At 63.8% G+C, this 21542-nt stretch carries 13 protein-coding genes; all 13 read left to right on the forward strand.

The window, feature by feature from the left end; all coding sequences use genetic code 11:
• The first annotated feature begins 14 nt into the window (after positions 1-14).
• Positions 15-6971 carry an Ig-like domain-containing protein gene (locus BB029_RS23745; protein WP_065941012.1) on the forward strand — a complete coding sequence of 2319 codons (6957 nt, stop codon included), beginning with the start codon at positions 15-17 and terminating at the stop codon, positions 6969-6971.
• A gap of 40 nt (positions 6972-7011) precedes the next feature.
• Complete coding sequence (locus BB029_RS23750) at positions 7012-8526, forward strand: TolC family protein (protein WP_065941013.1); 1515 nt, start codon at positions 7012-7014, stop codon at positions 8524-8526.
• The gene (locus tag BB029_RS32510; protein WP_083236474.1) at positions 8510-8713 is read left to right on the forward strand and encodes a hypothetical protein; all 204 of its coding nucleotides are present in this window, start codon (positions 8510-8512) and stop codon (positions 8711-8713) included. Before BB029_RS23750 ends, BB029_RS32510 begins: the two co-directional genes overlap by 17 nt.
• 32 nt (positions 8714-8745) lie before the next feature.
• Complete coding sequence (locus BB029_RS23755; RefSeq protein WP_065941014.1) at positions 8746-8991, forward strand: DUF2789 domain-containing protein; 246 nt, start codon at positions 8746-8748, stop codon at positions 8989-8991.
• Positions 8992-9372: 381 nt separating this feature from the next.
• Positions 9373-9783, forward strand: a complete 411-nt coding sequence (locus BB029_RS23760) for a MarR family winged helix-turn-helix transcriptional regulator (protein WP_065941015.1) — start codon at positions 9373-9375, stop codon at positions 9781-9783.
• Positions 9780-11858 (forward strand): FUSC family protein, encoded by a 2079-nt coding sequence (locus tag BB029_RS23765; RefSeq protein ID WP_065941016.1) that lies wholly within the window; start codon positions 9780-9782, stop codon positions 11856-11858. The genes BB029_RS23760 and BB029_RS23765 overlap by 4 nt, the downstream gene beginning before the upstream one ends.
• Entirely contained in the window at positions 11855-12064 is a 210-nt protein-coding gene (locus BB029_RS23770) for a DUF1656 domain-containing protein (RefSeq protein ID WP_012721577.1), read from the forward strand. Before BB029_RS23765 ends, BB029_RS23770 begins: the two co-directional genes overlap by 4 nt.
• The gene (locus BB029_RS23775; RefSeq protein ID WP_065941017.1) at positions 12061-12951 is read left to right on the forward strand and encodes an efflux RND transporter periplasmic adaptor subunit; all 891 of its coding nucleotides are present in this window, start codon (positions 12061-12063) and stop codon (positions 12949-12951) included. Before BB029_RS23770 ends, BB029_RS23775 begins: the two co-directional genes overlap by 4 nt.
• The gene (locus BB029_RS23780; protein WP_065941018.1) at positions 12948-14390 is read left to right on the forward strand and encodes an efflux transporter outer membrane subunit; all 1443 of its coding nucleotides are present in this window, start codon (positions 12948-12950) and stop codon (positions 14388-14390) included. The genes BB029_RS23775 and BB029_RS23780 overlap by 4 nt, the downstream gene beginning before the upstream one ends.
• An 81-nt stretch (positions 14391-14471) precedes the next feature.
• Positions 14472-15104: a hypothetical protein gene (locus BB029_RS23785; protein ID WP_027608077.1), complete on the forward strand. Its 633-nt coding sequence runs from the start codon at positions 14472-14474 to the stop codon at positions 15102-15104.
• A 148-nt stretch (positions 15105-15252) separates the two neighbouring features.
• Positions 15253-16749, forward strand: coding sequence for a YdgA family protein (locus tag BB029_RS23790; RefSeq protein WP_065941019.1), 1497 nt, complete (start codon positions 15253-15255; stop codon positions 16747-16749).
• A gap of 300 nt (positions 16750-17049) precedes the next feature.
• Positions 17050-19530 carry a poly-beta-1,6 N-acetyl-D-glucosamine export porin PgaA gene (pgaA, locus tag BB029_RS23795; protein ID WP_065941020.1) on the forward strand — a complete coding sequence of 827 codons (2481 nt, stop codon included), beginning with the start codon at positions 17050-17052 and terminating at the stop codon, positions 19528-19530.
• Positions 19531-19542: 12 nt separating this feature from the next.
• A complete protein-coding gene (gene pgaB, locus BB029_RS23800) occupies positions 19543-21540 on the forward strand; it encodes a poly-beta-1,6-N-acetyl-D-glucosamine N-deacetylase PgaB (protein ID WP_065941021.1) in 1998 nt (665 codons plus the stop codon).
• Positions 21541-21542 lie beyond the last annotated feature (2 nt).

Consider the following 21542-nt stretch of genomic DNA (forward strand, 5'->3'; position numbering starts at 1 on the left):
CCCGGGTGAGTCTCATGTGGTGGAATAAACAGAAGTCGCGTGGAGTAGCGCGGGCAACAGCCGCAGCCCGGTCCCTGGGTTCGCCCATGATCATGTCCCTGGAACCGCGCATGTTGTTCGACGGCGCCGTGGCGGCGACTGTGGCGACGGCGGCCGATAACCACTCGACCGTGGACGCGGCCAAGCCGCCCACCGCAGACCAGCCCACTGCTGCCAAGGACACCCATGGTCAGGCGGATGCCACCCCGGCGACCGCACCTGTTGCCGTGCCCGGCCAGGCCGTGGTGTTTGTCGACTCGCGGGTCAAGGACTTCGACAGCCTGCTCAAGGGCGTCGCTCCCGGCACTCAGGTTGTGGTGCTGGACGGCAGCAAGGACGGCCTGCAACAGATCGCCGATTACCTGGGCAGCCACCAGGGCGTGAGCACCGTGGAGATCATTGCCCACGGCAATACCGGTGATTTGTGGCTGGGCAGCACCTACCTGTCGGCGGACAACGTCGCGGCGCGCGCCGATGTGCTGGGTCAGATCGGCAAAGACATGAACGTGGGCGGCGATATCCTGATCTACGCCTGCAACACTGCCGAAGGCGAGCGCGGCGTGAGCTTCGTCGATTCCCTGGCGCAGTACACCGGGCGTGACATTGCTGCCTCCACCAACCGCACCGGCCTGGGTGGCGACTGGACGTTGGAAATCGCAACCGGCGCCATCGAAAGCACGCCCCTGCTGTCGCAACAGGTGATGAACGATTACCAGTGGGGCCTGGCGACCTGGACCGCGACCAACGGCAATGATTCGGGGGTCGGCTCCCTGCGCGCGGCGCTGGCGTCCTCGCAGAACGGCGACATCGTGACCTTCAACAACGGCATGACCGTACTGTTGAACAGCCAGTTGGTGGTCACCAAGAACATCACCCTCGACGGCGACCTGAACAATGACGGCGTTGCCGAGGTAACCCTGGACGGGCAGTACAAGACCAGCGTGATCCAGGTCAACAGCGGTACCACCGTGACCTTCGACGGCCTGGTGATTACCCGTGGCCTGATTGCCGGTAACGGTGGCAATGGCGGCAGCGGTACCAGTGCGGGCAACTCGCTGGGCGCGGGGCTCAGCAACTTCGGCGACCTGACGCTGAGAAACGTCAGCGTCACGGCAAACGCGGCTTCCGGTGGCGGTGGCGGTGGCGGTGTCACCGGTGGCGCGGTCGGCGGCGCCGGGGGTGGTGGCGGGGCATTGGGCAACGGCATCGGCGGGCATGGCGGCAGCACCGGCAGTGGTACTGGCAACTACGCTGGCGCCGCTGGCTCGGCCAACCAGGGCGGTACGGGAGGCGGGTATAACCTGGTTGTGATGGGCGGCAAGGGTGGCTCGGGCAGCGCCGGCGCGGGCTCGACCAACCCCTACGGCTACTCCAACGGCAGCGCCGGCGGCGCTGCGGCCGTCGGCGGAATATCGATCGGCGGCGGTGGCGGCGGTGCCGGCTGGAACGCCCTCGGTGGCAAGGGGGGTGGTGCTGCGGGCGGTATCTACAACGCCGCTGGCGCCAAATTGACCATCATCGGCACCTCGGCGATTACCGGTAACATCGGTGCTGGCGGCGGTGGCGGCGGTGGTGGCTCCCTGAACAGCGGCAGCACCACCAATGGCGGCGACGGTGGCCTGGGCGTCGGCGCAATCTGGAACAAGGGTTCGGTGCTGATCACGGCGGCCAACTTCGCCAGCCTGGGCGGTAGCGCCAACTCCGGCGCCAGCGGCAATGGCGGCCTGGCCAGTGCCGGCACGGCCGGCAACAAACCGACGGCGGTCAATGGCCTGTTCAACGATATCGGCGGTACGTCGGACAATGCCTATGTGCCGAACCCGACCGCAACCATCGTGGTTGCAACCCCAGCCCAGCATATCGGCAGCACGTCGCAGGTGACCATTACCTTCAGCGAAGCCGTCAACGGTTTCACCCTGGCTGACCTGACAGCTGCCAACGGGGTTCTCACTAACCTGACCACCAGCGATAACAAGACCTGGACCGCGACCTTCACCCCGAACGCGAACGTCGCCAGCAGTGCCGGCCAGATCACCTTGGACAACACCGGTGTCACCAGCCAGTCGCTGGGTTTGGCAGGCATCGGCACCACCACGTCCAACAGCTACACCGTCGACACCGAGCGCCCGAGCGCGACCATCGTGGTCGACAGTCCCGCGTTGAAAGTCGGTGGCTCGTCCCAAGTGCACATCACGTTCAACGAGGCAGTGAGTGGTTTCAGTCTGTCGGACATGACGGCAACCAACGGCACCCTGAGCAACCTGGCCACCAGCGACAACATCCACTGGACCGCCACCCTGACCCCGGCGGCCGGCAACAACAGCAGCGGCAACAGCATCTCCCTGGACAACACGCTGTATACCGATACCGCAAGCAACGCGGGCACCGGCACCAGCACGTCCAACGCCTACGTGATCGATACCGTGCGGCCGACCGCGGGCATCGTGGTGTCCAACACCGCGCTCAACATTGGCGGTTCGTCTCAGGTGACCATCACCTTCAGCGAAACGGTCAACGATCTGGACCTGAGCGACCTGAGCGCATCCAATGGCGTACTGAGCAACCTGGTCCAGGTCGATGGCACCCACTGGACGGCCGTCCTCACCGCCAACAGTGGGGTTACCCACAGTGGTGATCTGGTCACCCTGAACAACACGTTGATTACCGACGCTGCGGGCAACGCCGGCAGCGGCAGCACCAGCTCCAACACCTATGCCGTCGATACCGAGCGCCCGACCGCGACCATCGTGTTCGGCAACACCAACCTGGGGATCGGCCAAACCTCCCCGGTGACCATCACCTTCAGCGAAGCCGTGAGCGGTTTCACCCTGGCCGACCTGACGGTGAGCAACGGCGTCCTGAGCAACCTGAGTACCAGCGACAACATTACCTGGACCGCGACCTTCACCCCGACCGCGGCCATCGTCAGCGCGAGCAACCACATCACCCTGGACAACACCGGGGTCCAGGATGGGGCGGGCAACGCCGGCAGCGGTAGCAGCACCTCCAACAACATCGCCATCGATGGCGTGCGCCCGACCGCCAGCGTGGTGGTCGCCAACGACTCGCTGAAAATCGGCGACACCTCGCTGGTCACTATTACTTTCTCGGAAGCCGTGGTCGGATTCAGCAACGCCGACCTGACCGTTGCCAACGGCACGCTGACGGCGGTGAGTACCAGCGACGGCGGCATCACCTGGACCGCCACCTTCACCCCGAGCGCGAGCGTCTCCGACACCGCCAACCTGATCACCCTGGATAACACTGCCTACAGTGACACGGCTGGCAATGCCGGCACCGGCACTACTGACTCCAACAACTACAGCATCGACACCCAGCGGCCGACGGCGACCATCGTCGTCGCCGATCCGACACTGACGGCCGGGGAAACCTCGCTGGTGACCATCACGTTCAGCGAAGCGGTAAGCGGTTTCAGCCTGAGCGACCTGAGTACCAGCCACGGGAGCCTGAGCGGCTTGAGCAGCGCTGACGGCATCACCTGGACCGCGACCTTCACGCCAGGCACGAACACCAGCAGCGCAACCAATGCCATTACCCTGGCCAATGCCGGTATCGCTGACCTTGCCGGCAACGCGGGTGCCGGCAGTACCACCTCGGCCAACTTCACCATCGACACCGTGTTACCCACCGCCAGCATCGTGGTAGCCAGCCCCGCGTTGAATATCGGTGGCACGTCGCTGGTGACCATCACGTTCAGCGAGGCGGTCACCGGTTTCAGCAATGCCGACCTGACCATTGCCAACGGCACCCTGAGCGCGGTGCACACGGGCGACGGTGGCATCACCTGGACCGCCACCTTCACCCCGAGCAACAATCTCACCGACGCCACCAACCTGATCACCCTGGACAACAGCGGCGTACAGGCGATGGTGTCGGGCAATGTGGGTAGCGGCACCACTGACTCCAACAACTTCGCTATCGACACCCAACGCCCGACCGCCACCGTGGTGGTGGCCAACGAGCACCTGGGCGTCGGTGGCACGTCAACGGTGACCATTACCTTCAACGAAGCGGTGACCGGCTTTAACCTGTCCGACCTGACCGTCAGCAACGGTACCCTCAGCAACCTGAGCACCAGCGACAACATCACCTATACCGCAACCCTGACGGCGGTGGCGGGCATCAACCAGGCCAGTAACCTGATCACCCTGGACAACACCGGCGTGGTCGACATTGCTGGCAACAGCGGCTCCGGCACCACTGACTCCAACAACTATGCCATCGACAGCCAACGGCCGACCGCGACCATCGTGATAGCCGATCCGGTGCTCGCGGCGGGTGAAACCTCGCTGGTGACCATCACCTTCAGCGAGGCGGTGAACGGTTTCGACAACAGCGACCTGACCGTGCCCAATGGCACGTTGAGCGCGGTGAGCAGCAGCGATGGCGGCATCACCTGGACCGCAACGTTCACGCCGACCAGTGGCATCAAGGACACCACCAATATCATCAGCCTGAACAACGCAGGCTATACGGACCTGTCGGGCAACGCCGGCACCGGCTCCACCACCTCGGGTAATTTCACTATCGATACGGTACGGCCGACCGCGACGATCGTGGTGGCGGACAGCGCCCTGGCGCTTGGTGAAACCTCGACGGTGACCATCACCTTCAGCGAAGCGGTGAGCGGCTTCAGCAGCGCCGACCTGACGATCAGCAACGGCACGTTGACGAACCTTGCCAGCGGCGACGGCGGCATCACCTGGACGGCGACCTTAACGCCGACCAGCAACATCACCGACATCAGCAACCTGATCGTGTTGGACAATACCGGCGTGGCGAATGCCTCGGGCAACACCGGCATCGGCAGTACCGATTCCAACAACTTCAGCATCGACACCCAGCGACCGACGGCGACCATCGTGGTCAGTAACGACGCCCTGAATGCAGCGGGTTCATCGGTGGTGACCATCACCTTCAGTGAAGCCGTGACCGGCTTCACCCTGGGCGACCTGACAGCCCCCAACGGCACCCTGAGCAACCTGAGCACCCTGGACAACATCACCTGGACCGCAACCCTGACGCCGAACGCCGCGACCACCCATGCCGGCGACGTCATCAGCCTGGACAACAGCCTGGTCAGCGACAGTGCCGGTAATGCCGGTGCGGGGAATACCGTCTCCAATGCGTACAGCGTCGATACCGTGGCGCCGACGGCCAGCATTGTGCTCGGCAGCGCGAGCCTGCTCGTCGGGCAAACCACGACGGTGACCATCACCTTCAGCGAAGCGGTGGCCGGCCTCGACAGCAGCGACTTGAGCGTGCCCAACGGCACCTTGGGCACCCTGGTCAGCAGCGACGGCGGTATCACCTGGACCGGGACCTTTACCCCGGACAGCAATGTTCACGACACCACCAACCTGATCACCCTGAACAACACCGGCTACGCCGACCTGGCAGGCAATACCGGCACCGGTGTGACCCACTCGGCCAACTTCACCATCGACACGGTGCGGCCAACCGCAACTATCGTAGTGGCGGATACGGCTCTCAAGGCTGGCGAAACCTCGACGGTGACCATCACCTTCAGCGAAGCCGTGAGCGGTTTCAGCAATGCCGACCTGAGCCTCAGCAACGGCACACTGACGAACGTTACCTCCAGCGACGGTGGCATCACCTGGACCGCGACACTCACGCCGACCAGCAATATCACCGACACCACTAACGTCATCACCCTGGACAACAGCGGTGTCGTCAACGCCTCCGGCAACGCTGGCAGCGGCACCACAACCTCCAGTAACTACAGCATCGACACCCAGCGTCCAGGCGCGACTATTACAGTGGCCAACGGCCTGTTGGGGATCGGCCAGACCACCACCGTGAGCATCACCTTCACCGAGGCGGTCAGCGGCTTTGACCTGTCGGACCTGAGCGTGGCCAACGGTGTGTTGTCCAACCTGACCACCAGCGACAATATCCACTGGACCGCGACCCTCACCCCCACCGCCGGCATCACCGACGCCACCAACCTGGTGGTACTCGACGGCAGCCTGGTCAGCGATGGCGCAGGCAATGCCGGCTCGGGCATTGCCATCTCCAATAACTACGCAATCGACGGCGACCTGCCGACGGCGACTATTTCGGTCGCCAATCCGAACCTGGTCGTCGGTCAGACCACGACCGTAACCTTCACCTTCAGCGAGAAAGTCACCGGCTTCGACCTGGATGACCTCAGCGTCGCCAACGGCACCTTGTCCAACCTGGCCACCAGCGATGGCGGCAAGACCTGGACCGCGACCCTGACGCCGACGGCGAATATCAACGACCCGAGTAATTTCATCACCCTTGACACCAGCCTGGTGGCAGACCTGGCTGGCAACGCCGGTAGCGGTTTTGCCAACTCCAATAACTTTGGGGTCAACACCCTTGCACTGACCGGGGACCCGCTGTTTCGCGTCACCGACCCGGTTGCGCCTCAGGGCGCGCCGAACGCGCCGTTGCAGCCCATTATCTTCGGCCGCCCGACTGGCGACCTGGGTTCATCCATCGGCTTCCCGCCGCTGTTTGAGCAACGTGAAATGGGCGCAGGCCTGCCGCCGATCGGCCGCATTTTCATCAGCAACGGTGCCTCGTCTCCCAGCTTTATCGCCCAGGTGTTCAGCACCGATGGCAGTGGCGACGGAAGTGGCAGTGGTTTCCTCGGCTTCGGTGGTGGAGACGGCGGGGTGTTTGGCTCAAGCACGTTGTCGGGCCTGTTCAATCGCGACACCGGTGGCAACGATAGTGGCTTCAAGGCGTTCGACAGCAAGTCCATCAAGGGCGGCGGCGATGCGGCCCAGGGCCTGCGTGGCGTCTTTGGCGCGCCGACCCTTGGGCAACAATTGCAACAGATCAACGAGAGGGAGCATCGCCAGATGATCGACCTGGCACAGGCACTGCAACAAGTCGGCATCAGCGAAATGCAGGCTTGAATATACTTAATTTCGGCGCAGGAACAGGGGCAGTACAAGGATGAATACACGTCACAAGTTGTTCGGCGCCAGCCTGCTGGCGCTGGCGATCAGCGGTTGTGCGGTCACCAGCAAGCCGATTGAGCGCAGCGTCAGCGAGCAGCGCGCTCGTAGTGACCTGCAGGGTATGTACAAGGATCAGGAACCGCTGAGCGGCCCGCTGACCCTGCACGAGGCCATGGCCCGTGCGGTGAAGTACAACCTCGAAGGTCGTTTGAAGGTGATGGAAGAGGCGCTGGCCAAGCGTCAATCCGACCTCTCCAGCTTTGACATGCTGCCGCGCATGGCGCTGTCGGCCGGTTACGCCGGTCGCAACAACACCAACGCCTCCAGCAGCCAGAGCGTGCGCACCGGTACCCAGTCCCTGGAACCGTCCACCTCCCAGGATCGCGACCGCCGCGTGGCGGACCTGACCATGGTGTGGAACGTGCTCGACTTTGGCGTCAGCTATATCAGCGCCAAGCAGCAAGGCGATCAGCGCCTGATCATCCAGGAACGCCGCCGCAAGGTGATCAACACCATCGTTCAGGACGTGCGCTCGGCCTACTGGCGCGCCGTGGCGGCCGAACGCTTGCTCGGCCAGATCGACAGCCTGATGGCGCGGGTCGACCAGGCCCAGACCGACAGCCAGAGCATGAGCGAACAACGCATCGGCGACCCGGTCCAGGCCCTTGGCTACCAGCGCTCGCTGATCGAAGCCACGCGCCAGCTGCAGGAGCAGCGCCGGGCCTTGTCCCTGGCCAAGACCGAACTGGCGACCCTGATCAACCTGCCGATGGGCACCGACCTCAAGCTGGCCACGCCGGACGACTACAGCGTGCCGCAATTGAAGGTCAACCTCGCCAGCCTTGAACAGGAAGCCCTGGCCAACCGGCCTGAACTGCGCGAGCAGGACTATCAGACCCGCATCAGCGCCGCCGAAACCCGCAAAGCCATGCTGCGCCTGCTTCCGGGCCTGGAATTCAGCGCTGGCGGGCACTACGACAGCAACTCGTTCCTGGTGGACAACCGCTGGGCCGACTACGGCGCCAAGGTCACCTGGAACCTGTTCAACGTGATCTCGGCCCCGGCCGCCATTGACGTCGCCAAGGCCGGGGAAGAGGTCGCCACCGCCCGTCGCCAGGCGATGTCCATCGCGGTGCTGGCGCAGATCTACGTGGCCAACGCCAACTACCAGGACGCCGTGCGTCAGTTCAAGACCAACGAACAACTGGCCAATATCGACGGGCAGATCCTCACCCAGCTGCGCAATCGCCATCAGGCGGCGGGCCTGGGCGAGCTCGACCTGATCCAGGGCGAGCTCAACACCCTGCAAGCCGACCTGCGCCGCGACCTGGCCTATGCGGACCTGCGCAACGCCTACGGCCAGATCTTCGCCAGCGCCGGGCTCGACCCGCTGCCGGAACAACTGGACTCCGACCGCGTGCAAAGCATCGCCACCGCTCTGGCCAGCCGTGAATCGGCCTGGGCCGCCGGCAACATCACCGCACCGGTGCCGCGTGCCGTCGCCCAATAACCTGGTGGCGCCGACGGCGAGGCGCGCAATGGCCATCGAGCAGATCGTGATCCTGGCGCTGATTGAGCCCCTGGTGCGATTGCGCGAGGTCTTCGCCGAGCGCCTGGGTGCCGATTATCGGGAAGTGTGGTGCTGTCGGCACAGCAGGGCGTCGAGCGGTTGTTGGCCTGGTTGGCGCCTGAACTAGACTCTGGGCATTCATCTTCTCAGGAGCCCGCCATGGAATCGCCTGTGCACAGCTTGCCGTCACTGTTCAAACAGCTTGGGCTGCCGGATGATCCGGTCAGTATTGATCAGTTTGTGACCACCCATTCGCCACTCAAGCCGGAGCTGAAATTGGCAGATGCGTTTTTTTGGACCGACAGCCAGAAAGCGTTTTTGCGCGAGGAAATTTTGGACGATGCGGATTGGGCGGAAGTGGTGGATGAGTTGAATCTGATGTTGCGGGGTGGGCGAGGGGTGTAAAAAAATCTTTTGAAAATTGTGTTTTTGTAAAAAAAAATGGTGAGCAGTAAAAAAATCTGGGTTTTGATCGCCTGAGTGATTTTTTCTGAGGTCGCGGATGGCCAGGCCGCACAGCAACCCTGAAGCCGACACCGATCCAAATGTGGGAGGGGGCTTGCCCCCGATGGCGGTGGATCAGCTAATGAATCAGTTCATTGACACTCCACTGTCGGGAATAAGCCCCCTCCAGCATTCGTCCTGCGGTGTCGCCACTGATATCGCTCCACCCATCCGCTAAATTGTTTCAAAACTTGACGCAATTCGATCCCTCGGCCATATTGATAGTTAGCAAACTAACTGTATGCGAACTATCCAGTGCCTCAATCCCTCGAACAACTTCAGATGAACCTCAGCAGCAGCATGGTGGTGGGCGCCCGTAACTGGCGCAAAATCTGCCAGAGCACGCTGGTCAGCTATGGCATCTCCGAAGCCTGCGCCGTGCCGCTGTTGATGATCGGCCGCCTGGGCGACGGGGTGCATCAGGTCAAAGTGGCCCAAGCGTCGGGGATGGAAAGCCCGTCCCTGGTGCGTCTGCTCGACCGGCTGTGCCATGACGGCTATGTGTGCCGTACCGAAGACATCCACGACCGCCGCGCCAAGGCCCTGAGCCTCACCGAGCGTGGTCGCGAGTTGGTGCAGGCGGTGGAGGTGCAACTGGTGCGCCTGCGCCGCGAAGTGCTGGCGGACCTTCCGACCGCCGACATGGAAGCCGCGCTGCGCGTACTGCGGGCCTTTGAGGCGGCGACGCTTTGAACGGATTTTTTACCGGCTTTCCGCCCGCCCGTGACTGGTTCTATGGGGTTCGTACCTTCGCCGCGTCGATGATCGCGTTGTACATCGCCATGCTGATGCAAATGCCGCGTCCGTACTGGGCGATGGCCACGGTGTATATCGTCTCCAGCCCGTTTGTCGGGCCTACCAGTTCCAAGGCGTTGTACCGCGCCATCGGCACCTTGATGGGGGCGGCGGCGGCGGTGTTTTTTGTGCCGATGTTCGTGCAGTCGCCGTACATCCTGGTGGTGGTGATCGCACTGTGGACGGGCACCTTGCTGTTCCTCTCCATGCACCTGCGCACCGCCAACAACTATGCCTTGATGCTGGCCGGCTACACCTTGCCGCTGATCGCCCTGCCGGTGGTGGATAACCCGCTGGCGGTGTGGGATGTGGCCGAGGCGCGGACCGAGGAAATCTTCCTCGGCATTGCGGTCGCGGCGGTGGTGGGCGCGATGTTCTGGCCGCGGCGGCTGATGCCGGTGTTCGATGGCGCGGTGGCCAAGTGGTTTGGCGACGCCCAGGTCTACAGCCAGCGTTTTCTTTCTCGCAATGTGCAGCCGGAAGAAGTCAGCGCCCTGCGCGGCGGCATGGTCGCCACCTTCAATACCCTGGAATTGATGATCGGCCAGTTGCCCCACGAAGGCGCGCGGCCGCAGACGGTGCGCAATACCAAGGAGTTGCGCGGGCGCATGATCCACCTGCTGCCGTTGGTGGAGGAGCTCGACGATGCGCTGTATGCCGTCGAACAGCGTGCGCCGCAGTTTCTCGAGCAACTGACGCCGCTGCTGGAAGCTACCCGGCAGTGGCTGGAAAACACCACCGAAAGCGCACCGCTGGAACGCTGGCGTGCCCTGCGTGACCAGGTCGACGCCCTGCAACCCCACGGCGAAGTGCTGGACGAGCGCCACACGCTGCTGTTCTCCAATGCCCTCTACCGCCTGGGCGAGTGGATCGACCTGTGGCAGGACTGTCGCAGCCTGCAAGTCGCCATCCAGTGCGAAAGCCAGGACACCTGGCGTGCCGTGTACCGTCACTGGCGCCTGGGCCGGCTCACGCCGTTCCTCGACCATGGCCTGATGCTCTACTCGGCGTTTTCCACCGTCACCGCGATCATCGTCGCGTCGGTGCTGTGGATCCTGCTGGGCTGGACCGACGGCGGCAGCGCGGTGATCCTGGCAGCCGTGGCCTGCAGTTTTTTCGCTTCTATGGACGACCCGGCGCCGCAGATCTATCGGTTCTTTTTCTGGACCGCCATGTCGGTGCTGTTCGCCAGCCTCTACCTGTTCCTGGTCCTGCCCAACCTGCACGATTTCCCGATGCTGGTACTGGCGTTCGCGGTGCCGTTCATCTGCATCGGCACGCTGACCGTGCAGCCGCGTTTTTACCTGGGCATGCTGCTGACGCTGGTGAACACCTCGTCGTTCATCAGCATCCAGGGCGCCTACGACGCGGACTTCCTCAACTTCGCCAACGTCAACCTGGCCGGGCCCGTGGGCCTGCTGTTCGCCTTTGTGTGGACGTTGATCGCCCGGCCCTTCGGCGCCGAACTGGCGGCCAAGCGCCTGACCCGTTTCAGCTGGCGTGACATCGTCGGCCTGACCGAGCCCGCCACCCTGAACGAACACCGGCACCTCGCCGCACAGATGCTCGACCGCCTGATGCAGCACCTGCCGCGCCTGGCGATGATCGGCCAGGACACCGGCATCGCCCTGCGCGACCTGCGCGTGGCGCTCAACCTGCTCGACCTGCTGGCCTATTCGCCGCGCATCCTCGGCGTGCCGCGGGTGCTGCTCAACCAGGTGGTGGAAGGTGTGGGCGGTTACTTCAAGGCCTGCCTCAAGGCGGGTGAACGCTTGCCCGCGCCCAGCGGTCTGCTGATGACCCTCGACCGCACGCGCCGCGCCCTCAACGGCCAGGGCCTGCAAGACGAAGACGATACCCGCCTGCACCTGCTGCACGCGCTGGCCGGCCTGCGCCTGGCACTGCTGCCGGGTGTGGAATTCATTGGCGGCACTGAGATGGAAGCGCCGCTACCCGATGGAGCGCCTTTATGATCGGTGATCTGGATATCAGCGGGGTGTTCCTGCCCACGCTGCTGGTGCTGATGGGCATTACGTACGTGTTATTTCTGGTGGTGCACGGGCTGTTGACCCGCGTCCACTTCTATCGCCTGGTCTGGCACCGGGCATTGTTCAATGTGGGGCTCTACGCGCTGTTGCTGGGCGCGGTGGACTCACTCAGTCGATACCTGATGACATGAAAAAACCTTTTTTGACCATCGGCCGTGTAGTCCTGACGTTGTTGATCGTGAGCTTCGCGGTCGTCGTTGTGTGGCGCATGGTCATGTACTACATGTTTGCGCCCTGGACCCGTGACGGTCACATCCGTGCCGACATCGTGCAGATCGCGCCGGACGTGTCCGGGCTGATCCAGCGCGTCGATGTGCACGACAACCAGCTGGTGACCAAGGGCCAGGTACTGTTTGCCGTCGACCAGGACCGCTTCAAGCTGGCCCTGCGTCAGGCCCAGGCCGCCGTGGCCGACCGCCAGGAAACCCTGGCCCAGGCAAGTCGCGAGTACAAGCGTAACCGTGGCCTCGGCAACCTGGTGCCCAGCGAGCAGCTGGAAGAAAGCCAGTCCCGTGTTGCCCGCGCCCAATCGGCCCTGGCCGAAGCGCAAGTGACGGTGGACTCGGCCCAACTCAACCTCGACCGCTCGGTAATCCGCAGCCCGGTGGACGGCTACGTCAACGACCGCGCACCGCGTACCCAGGAGTTCGTCACCGCCGGGCGGCCGGTGCTGTCGGTGGTGGACAGCAATTCCTTCCATATCGACGGCTACTTCGAAGAGACCAAGCTCGACGGCATCCACGTCGGCATGGGCGTCGACATCCGTGTGATCGGCGACAACGCCCGCCTGCACGGGCATGTGCAGAGCATCGTCGCCGGTATCGAAGACCGCGACCGCAGCAGCGGCTCGAACCTGCTGCCCAACGTCAACCCGGCGTTCAGCTGGGTGCGCCTGGCCCAGCGGATTCCGGTGCGTATTGCCTTTGACGATGTCCCGGCGGACTTCCGCATGATCGCCGGGCGTACGGCCACGGTATCGATCATTGGCGACAAACCCAATGAGGGAGCCAAGCCATGAAGCCGCTGTGGGCAACCGCTGCGCTGGGGTTGTTACTGTCGGCCTGCCAAGTGGTGGGGCCGGATTACCAGTTGCCGCAAACGTCTGCCGTCAACCGCGCTGACCTGCAAGGGCAACTGGCGGGCAAGGGCAGCGACGTGGTGTCGGCGCCGGTGCCGGCCGACTGGTGGAAGCTGTACAAAGACCCGCGCCTGGACGAGCTGGTACGCCAGGCCATGGCCTCCAACACCGACCTGCGGGTGGCCGCAGCCAACCTGCAGCGCGCCCGTTATCAGACCCAACAGGCTGAATCCGTCGGCGGCTGGAGTGCCGGCGCCAAGGCCGAAGTGCAGCGCCTGCAGGAATCCGGCGAAGCGTTTTTGCAGGCGGACAAAGTGCCGGTGGATAACATCGGCAGCGTCGGCCTTACCACCTCGTATCAATTCGACCTGTTCGGCACCTTGCAACGTGGCATCGAAAGCGCCCAGGCCAGCGCCGATGCGGCCCAGGCTGCCGCCGATACCGCGCGCATCACCCTGGTGGCCGATGTGGTGCGCTCCTACACCCAGGTCTGCGCGGCCAACGAAGAACTGGCGATTGCCAACGAATCCCTCGACCTGCAAGCCCAGAGCACCAAACTGACCCAACGCCTGCGTGACGCGGGCCGTGGCGATGAAACCCAGGTCACCCGCTCGCAAACCCAGTACAAATCCTTGCGCGCCGACATGCCGCGCTACGAAGCGGCGCGCCAGGCCGGGCTGTTTCGCCTGTCGATGCTGCTGGCCAAGCCAGTGGACCAACTGCCGGCGGGCACCGGCACCTGCGCCGAGCTGCCGCACATCGCCCAGCTGTTGCCGGTGGGCGATGGTGCGGCGCTGCTGAAACGTCGCCCCGACGTGCGCCAGGCCGAGCGCCAACTGGCCGCCGCCACCGCGCGTATCGGCGTGGCCACCGGCGCCTTGTACCCGGACATCGCCATCGGCGCCACGGTGGGCACCGTGGGCCTGCTCGACAACCTCGGCCAGCCCGCGACCAACCGCTGGGGCTTCGGCCCGATGATCAGTTGGACGGTGCCGACCAACGGCGCCCGTGCGCGCATCCACGAGGCCGAAGCCGCGACCCAGGGTGCCCTGGCGCATTTCGACGGGGTGGTCCTCAACGCCATCCGCGAAACCCAGACCGGCCTGGCGCAATACACCGCCGTGCTGCAACGGCGCGCAGCGCTGGCGGACGCCGAGCAATCGGCCCAAGAGGCGGCAGACCAGACCCACCGCTTCTTCCAGGCCGGCCGCGAATCGTTCCTCGCCGACCTGCAAGCCACCCGCACCTACACCGCGATGCGCGCGCAACTGGCGGCGGCGAATACCCAGGTTGCCATGAGCCAGATCGATCTGTTCCTGGCCCTGGGCGGCGGCTGGGAAAGCGGACGAACGCAAGCGTCACAGCCCGGCAAACCCTGAGCGAATAGCTATGCTTGGACAGGCGGGTCGCCGTGACGACTCGCCTGACACTGCTCGCGTTTGCTCATGGGGATTCCAATAATGAAAAACCCTTATGCTCCCGCTTTCTGGTGCGTGCTCTTCGCACTGGTGTTGTTATCGGCCGCGTATTTCTACGGCGTCATGCTCGCCCATCAACTCGACAAGGCCATGGTGTTCCTCGACAGCGCCTGCCTGGTGATCGGCTCCCTGTCCATCGGCGTGGTGGCCTGGGCGTCCTACCAGAACCAGCGCGTGAAGAAAAAACTCCTCGAACAAGGCAAGACCCGCGTCGCGATCTGGGACACCAAGGTCGCCCTGCGTCGGGTCGAAACCGTGTTCGACCGCTATTTCTGGGGCAGCTATTGGCAGCCGGGGCGCACCTTCCAGGAAGTCATGGGCGACCTTACCGGCACGCCCCTGGAAAAAAGCCTCGAAGTCCTGAAAAAACAGTGCGTGGCCCTCGATCGGCAGGTCGCCGATGGCCGGCATTGGCTGAATAACGCGCGGGAATTGTCCGACGTCGCCACGCAGATGGCCCGGGAGCGCTACCAGCTGGACTTCTGCGACCCCAAGTCCGACACGCCCGGCAATGCGGTGATACACCGCGAGTTTGAGGTGCTGGTGTACACCTGGACGGCGCGCCTGAAGAGTTTTGACCACCAGCTCGACGAGATCGAGTTGGAGTATTCGTGAACCAACTGCACGCCTGACCCCTCTGAGAAAGCTGGGCCGTTTGCGGCCGCCAGTGCTAATCTTCCCCCGTTTTCGGCGGGCTTGAGCCAACCCTTACGGGGTTCAAGGAAGACAGCCCACTTCTCACAGGATTTGATCAGGTCACTTCATGAATAAGCCAGCAGTCGTTCTTTTGGGTTTAGTTGTCGCCGTAGGCGTCGTCAGTGCAGGCGGCGCCTGGTACACCGGTAAACAACTGGAACCGGTGCTGCAAACCGCGATCCAGAACGCCAACAAGGAACTGCAGACCTCCATGGCCGGCGTCGATGGCACCGTGGCCCTGGAGCTGGTGTCCCTGGAGCGTGGCGTGTTCAGCAGCACCGCGCACTACCGCCTGAAGGGCCAAGGCTCGGTGTTCGGCGAAGAAAACCCTAATCCGGAATTGCTCTTCGTCGACCATATCGAACACGGCCCGCTGCCGTTCTCGCGCCTGGTGACGCTCAAATGGCTGCCGGTCATGGCCACCAGTCACTACGAACTGGAAAAGAACCCCACCACCGAGAAGTGGTTCGCCGCCGCCAAAGACGTGTCGCCGCTCAAGGGCGTGGCCAATATCGGCTACAGCCGCTCGGTCAACGGCAACATCGAATTGCTGCCCTTGACGTTCAAGGACGACACGTCTTCGGTGAACTTCTCCGGCGCCAACCTGAATTTCGACGGCACCGCCGAAGGCCAGAAGGTCAAGGCCGACGGCTTCATGAACAGCCTCAAGATCGCAGCGGTCGATGCCAAGGGCGACGCCTTCGAGGCCGAACTGGCTGGCCTGACCATCGCCAGCAACCTGGAAAAATCCACCTTTGGCTTCTACACCGGGCAAAACACCGTTGAGCTGACCGACAGCACATTCACCTTCGGCCCGCAGAAATCCGTGCTGACGGTCAAAGGCTTCGAGCAGAAAGACTCCAGCGAAACCAAGGACAACAACCTGGCCGGCCGTGTCGACTACAAGATCGACGAGATCGGTTACCAGGGCAAACCCGTGGGTTCGGCGGCCATGGCCCTGAGCATGAAGAACGTCGACATCCCGGCCATGCTGGTGTTGACCAAGCTGTACCAGGACAAGATGCAGCCGGTGCAAGCCGCTGCCGCAGCGGGCCAGCCCACGCCTGAGCTGCAACTGACCGAAGCCGAGCAGGCCCTGGCTGAAGCTAACGTCAACCAGGTATTGGCCGCCAAGCCGCAGATCGCCGTGGAAAACCTGTCGCTGAAAACCACCCATGGCGAAAGCAAGTTCAACCTGCTGGTGGACCTGGCCAAGCCGGCCTCCATGGAGTTGCCGCCGGTTGAACTGGGCAAGCAGATGATTGCATTGCTGGATGCCAACCTGACCCTGTCCAAGCCGATGATCGGTGACGTGGCTGCCCTGCAGGCGCAACTCGGTGGCGTGACCGACCCGAAAGCCATCGAGCAGCAGTCCCAGATGGCCGCCGAGATGGTCAGCGGCATGGCGGTCGGTACTCAGTTGGCGACCCTGGTCGGCAGCGATGTGGTGTCCAAGTTGCACTACGCCAACAATGAAGTGACCTTCAACGGTCAGAAGATGACCGTCGAGCAGTTCATTGGGTTTGTGATGGCCAAGTTCGGCGCGGTCAGCGGCGCCCAGTAAAGCGTTCGCCATCGCCCGGAAATAAATAATGTGGGAGCGCAAGTGCCCGCGATAAGGGTCAAACAGTCGACGCACGTACTGACTGGCACCCCGTTATCGCAGGCAAGTCCGCTCCCACATTCACATTTCAGGCGGGCCGCGCAATTCTGAACAATTGTTCCGGATTGGTCTTTTCCCTACTTTCCTGAGAGATAGTTCACACAGGAAAGCTAGGCCGGGTCATTGGACGCCGGCACCCTGCGGCAATTCGCTCAGGACCACCTATCGTTACAGCTTTCCGTGTGTAAGGAAGCTCACGATATGTTGCGAAACCCACCACTCAGTGCATCAGGCCGGTTGCGACTGCTCGTCGGGGCCGCCTTATGCAGCCAATTACTGATCCCCGCCTTCGCCATGGCCGATCCGGCCTATGACGCGCTGATCATTCAGGCGCGCAACGGCAACTTCACCCCGGCCCTGACTCAATTGCGCCAACTGTCCGCCGAGCGCCAGACGCCAGGCCAGGTCAGCGATCATGTGGTGATCGCCGGCTGGGCCGGCCAGGACGCCGAAGTGCTGAAGGTGTACGAGGCCCAGGGTAAACATCGCAACCTCAGCACCCAGGCGCTCGCCACCGTCGCGCGGACCTATCGCAACCAGAAGCAATGGGCCCAGGCTGAGGCCGTCTATCGCCAGGCGTTGCTGCGTGAGCCGAATAACGTTGACCTGCAACTGGGCCTGGCCCTGACCCAGGCCGACGGCGGCAAGGCGGACGAAGCGGTACAACGTACCCGCGCATTGGTCGCCGCCAAGCCCGATGACCCCAACCGTCGCATGGCCCTGGGCTATGCACTGACCCGCGCCGGCTTGAACTACGACGCGCTGTTCGAGTTCGACCAGGCGTTTATCCGCGCCGGCGACAAGCCTGACGTCGCCCGCGAATACATCGTCGCCCTGCAAAAGGCCCGCCTGCCGGAAGCCGCGTTGCGCCTGTCGGCCCAGCGTCCTGGCCTGCTGGACCCGGTGACCCAGCGCCGCCTGGAAGGCGACCTCGCTGCCGAGCGTGTGCGCATGGCCGAGTTCGCCACACGCAGCGAAAAAGAACGCTACGTGATTGCCGACCGCGCCCTGGCGGATTACGACAAACTGCTCGCCCGCTGGACCCCGGACGCCAGCGCCCATGACGATGTGGTGCGCTGGCGCATCGACCGCCTCGGTGCACTCAAGGCGCGGGCGCGTACCGCCGAGGTGATCCGCGAATACGAGACGCTTAAGGCCGAAGGCGTGCAACTGCCGACCTACGCCGTGCGTTGGGTGGCTGCGGCCTACCTGGACCAGCGCCAGCCGGAAAAAGCCGAGCCGCTGTATCGCCAGGCCCTGAGCGCCCCCGACGCCGAGCCCGATGATCGGGTCGAAGACACCACTGCGCTGTTCTACGCCTTGCAGGAAAGCGATAAAGCCGAGGACGCCAACGAGGTCGCCAAGAGCCTCGCCAACAGCCAGAACCCGCGGGTCGAGCTCAAGGGCTTGCCCATCGGCAACCCCAACGATGCGTGGATGGACGCCCAGCAACTGTCGGCCCAGGCCGGCGTCTACGGCGGCGACCTGCCGGGCAGCGAAGCCGGCCTCGAAGCGCTGGTGGCGAAAGCCCCGGGCAACGTTGGCCTGCGCCTGGCCCAGGCTGACATGTACCGCGCCCGCGAACTGCCACGGCGTGCCGAAGGCATTCTGAAGGAAACCGAAGCCCAGGCCCCACGGGATATCGGCCTGGAAGTGAGCCAGGCCTACACCGCCATGGACCTGCAGGAGTGGCGCCAGCTCGACGTGCTCACCGATGATGTGCTCGCCCGCAACCCGGACAATCGCCAGGTGCAGCGCTTGAGCCGCCTGCGCGACGTGCATGACATGGCCGAACTGCGCGTCGAGGCGTACACCGGCAAAAGCTTTGGCGGCGGCAATGACAGTGACGCGGGTGCCGTCGCGGGTAGCCGCGATTGGGGCATTGAGAGTCGGATCTACACGCCGCCCATCGACGAAGACTGGCGTGTATTCGCCGGCGCCGGGTACGCCAAGGCCGATTTCAGCGAAGGCACGGGCCAGCATCGCTGGCAGGTCGTGGGCGTGGAGCGGCGTACCCGCGACATGACCATTGAAGCCGAGGTGTCCAACCACTCCTACGGCGATGGCTCCAAACAAGGCGCCGCGGTGTCGATTGCCCGTGACATCAACGACAACTGGCAATACGGCGGCAGCCTGGGCTACCTCCTGAGCACCACGCCGCTGCGGGCGTTGAATGACGGTGTCACGGCCAACGGTGGCAGCGGCTTTATCCGCTGGCGCGCCAACGAAAGCCGCGAGTGGAAACTGACCCTCAGCCCCTCCCATTTCAGTGATGGCAACGACCGCTTCGAAGCCTTGCTCAGCGGCCGCGAAGGCCTCTACAGCTCACCGAAGGTGCAAGTGGACCTGGGCCTGGAAGTCGGCGCCAGCCGCAACAGCAAGGAAGACACGGTGTACTTCAACCCGAAGTCGGATTTCACCGTGCTGCCCGTCCTCAACATCAACCATGTGCTCTATCACCGCTACGAGACCCAGTGGAGTCAGCAGTTCCAGGTCGGTGCGGGTACCTATAGCCAGCGGGATTATTCCACCGGTGGCATCGGTCTGGTGGGCTACGGCCAACGCTTTCGCTGGAATGACGTGCTGGACGCCGGCGCCAACCTGAGCCTGATCAGCCGACCTTATGACGGGGATCGCGAACGCGATCTGCGTCTGCTCGTCGACCTCACTTACCGTTTCTAAAAGAGCCTGACCATGACCTTCCTCAGCCGTTGCTTGTTGGTTCTGGGCGTATTGCTGGCCAGTGCCTGCGCCCAGCAACCCGCGCCTTTCACTCCACCCGCCGAGCGGCCGACACCGGCCAACGAGACGGCGTGGCCGAAAAACCATTTCCTGGGCATTGCCTACCATGACGTGTCGGACCGTGACCCTGACCAGGCCGTGGTGGCGGTACGCACCGAGCGATTGATCGAACAGTTGGCCTGGCTGCGGGAGAACGGCTACCAGGCGGTCAGCGTTGACCAGATCCTGGCTGCCCGCAGTGGCGGCCCCGCGTTGCCGCCCAAAGCCATCATGCTCAGCTTCGATGACGGCTATTCGAGTTTCTATACCCGCGTGATGCCGATCCTGCGCGCCTATCGCTGGCCGGCCTTGCTGGCGCCGGTGGGCTACTGGATCGACACGCCGATGAACAAACCGGTGGACTTCGCCGGCTCGCCACGGCCGCGCGGCGAGTTCCTCACCTGGCAGCAGATCCGCGAAGTGTCCCAGTCCGGCCTGGTGGAAATCGCCGCGCACACCGATGCCAGCCACACCGGGATCCTCGCCAACCCCCAGGGCAATCTCGAGCCGGCGGCGACCTCGCTGCGCTATGACCCGGCCACGGGCCGCTATGAAAGCCAGGCCCAGTTCCAGGCGCGGATGCGGGCGGATGTCTCGGCGATCTCCAACAAGATCCAAACCGTGACCGGCAAGAAACCACGGGTATGGGTGTGGCCGTACGGCGCCGCCAAGGGCACCTCGCTGGCGATCGTCAGCGAGCAGGGCTACCAGATGGCCCTGACCCTGGAAGACGGCCTCGACAGCTCCAGTGACCTGATGAACAGCCCCCGCTTCCTGGTGGCCTCCGACCCGGACGGCGAACATTTCGCCAACAGCATCGTCGCCGTGCAAACCCCGGCACCGCTGCGGGTGCTGCATGTGGACCTGGACAACGTCTACGACCCGGACCCGGCCCAGCAGGCGCGCAACCTCGACCAACTGGTACAGCGCGTGGTGGACATGGGCGCCGGTACGGTGTTCCTGCAAGCCTTCGCCGACCCCAAGGGTGATGGCCTGGTGCACGAACTGTACTTCCCCAACCGTCACTTGCCGGTGCGTGCCGACCTGTTCAACCGCGTCTCCTGGCAGTTGCACACCCGTGCCCATGCCGCCGTGTATGCGTGGATGCCGGTGTTGAGTTTTGCCCTCGATCCCAAGCTGCCCCGCGTGACGCGCTGGGACCCGCAAACCGGCCAGGTCGCCACCGACCCTGACCAATACAAACGCCTGTCGCCGTTCGACCCGCAGGTGCGCAGGATCATTGGCGAGATCTATGAAGACCTGGCGCGCAACAATGCCATCGACGGCGTGCTGTACCACGACGACGCAGTGCTCTCGGACTTCGAAGACGCCAGCCCCGCCGCGCTCAAGGCCTATGCCGCCAACGGCCTGCCGGGCAGCATCCAGGCCCTGCGCGCCGACCCGGCGGTGATGCAGCGCTGGACGCGCTTCAAGAGCCGCTACCTGATCGACTTCACCAAAGAGCTGACCGCCAAGGTCCACGCCATCGGTGGGCCGCAGGTGCAGACCGCGCGCAATATCTTCGCCGAGCCGATGCTCAACCCGGCGAGCGAGGCCTGGTTCGCCCAGAACCTCGATGATTTCCTCCAGACCTATGACTGGACCGCGCCGATGGCCATGCCGCTGATGGAAGGCCAGGAGTACAAGACCTCCAATGCCTGGCTGGAGAAGCTGGTGGCGACGGTCAAGGCGCGTCCCGGCGCGATGGAACGCACGGTATTCGAACTGCAGGCCAAAGACTGGCGCACCAAGGCCGCGCCGGATATCGACGCTGTGCAGATGGCGGAATGGATGGGTGTGCTCAAGCGCCAGGGGGTCACGAGTTTTGGCTACTACCCGGACAACTTCCTGGAAAATTCCCCGGACCTGAAGACTGTGCGTCCGGCCCTTTCCAACCAATGGAATCCTTGACC

The sequence above is a fragment of the Pseudomonas sp. S3E12 genome, from assembly GCF_001702295.1.
Lineage (GTDB): Bacteria > Pseudomonadota > Gammaproteobacteria > Pseudomonadales > Pseudomonadaceae > Aquipseudomonas > Aquipseudomonas marginalis.

Excerpts from the sequence above, each read along its gene's own strand:
- BB029_RS23745 (WP_065941012.1), top strand. The coding sequence starts at position 15 with ATGTGGTGGAATAAACAGAAGTCGCGTGGAGTAGCGCGGGCAACAGCC.
- BB029_RS23750 (WP_065941013.1), top strand. The coding sequence starts at position 7,012 with ATGAATACACGTCACAAGTTGTTCGGCGCCAGCCTGCTGGCGCTGGCG.
- BB029_RS23755 (WP_065941014.1), top strand. The coding sequence starts at position 8,746 with ATGGAATCGCCTGTGCACAGCTTGCCGTCACTGTTCAAACAGCTTGGG.
- BB029_RS23760 (WP_065941015.1), top strand. The coding sequence starts at position 9,373 with ATGAACCTCAGCAGCAGCATGGTGGTGGGCGCCCGTAACTGGCGCAAA.
- BB029_RS23770 (WP_012721577.1), top strand. The coding sequence starts at position 11,855 with ATGATCGGTGATCTGGATATCAGCGGGGTGTTCCTGCCCACGCTGCTG.
- BB029_RS23775 (WP_065941017.1), top strand. The coding sequence starts at position 12,061 with ATGAAAAAACCTTTTTTGACCATCGGCCGTGTAGTCCTGACGTTGTTG.
- BB029_RS23780 (WP_065941018.1), top strand. The coding sequence starts at position 12,948 with ATGAAGCCGCTGTGGGCAACCGCTGCGCTGGGGTTGTTACTGTCGGCC.
- BB029_RS23785 (WP_027608077.1), top strand. The coding sequence starts at position 14,472 with ATGAAAAACCCTTATGCTCCCGCTTTCTGGTGCGTGCTCTTCGCACTG.
- BB029_RS23790 (WP_065941019.1), top strand. The coding sequence starts at position 15,253 with ATGAATAAGCCAGCAGTCGTTCTTTTGGGTTTAGTTGTCGCCGTAGGC.
- pgaA (WP_065941020.1), top strand. The coding sequence starts at position 17,050 with ATGTTGCGAAACCCACCACTCAGTGCATCAGGCCGGTTGCGACTGCTC.
- pgaB (WP_065941021.1), top strand. The coding sequence starts at position 19,543 with ATGACCTTCCTCAGCCGTTGCTTGTTGGTTCTGGGCGTATTGCTGGCC.